We start from the raw sequence: 456 nt of genomic DNA on the forward strand, positions 1-456 counted from the left end.
AGATCACTTGTGGATTCTCCACATTTTGATACGCCGTTGGATCGGCTATAGGTGTATCACTTGCTAAATCTGCGGCATTGGCATAATAGGCAAGTGTTAAACTAGTATCGCCTGCGGTAATCTCGGTGTATTTATCCGTAAGATCAAAAGTAGTGAGCTCATCACTGGTATCGCCACTTTCTTCATCATCACAAAGCGCAAATGGAATCGGTTGTACCAGCACTGGTGGTGGGACTACAATGATATCAAAGCTACCAATGGCAAAACATGCCGTGGTATTGTCTTCCAAACGTACCCAAATGGTTTGTTGATTGGCTACAATGTTGGTATAATCGGTAAGATTCACAATAGGATTGATCGCATCTTGTGCATCTTGCTCACTCTCATAATAACTCAGTGTAAAGTCACTTGGGGTTTGCGTCCCATAGATTTCTGTTTGTGTCTGCGTCAGATCGA

At 43.0% G+C, this 456-nt stretch carries 1 protein-coding gene; it reads right to left on the bottom strand.

The window, feature by feature from the left end; genetic code table 11:
• Positions 1-456 (bottom strand): hypothetical protein (locus tag AA089_RS25385; protein WP_046759432.1); only part of this gene is annotated, 456 nt, incomplete at both ends.

This window comes from Kordia jejudonensis, from assembly GCF_001005315.1.
GTDB lineage: Bacteria > Bacteroidota > Bacteroidia > Flavobacteriales > Flavobacteriaceae > Kordia > Kordia jejudonensis.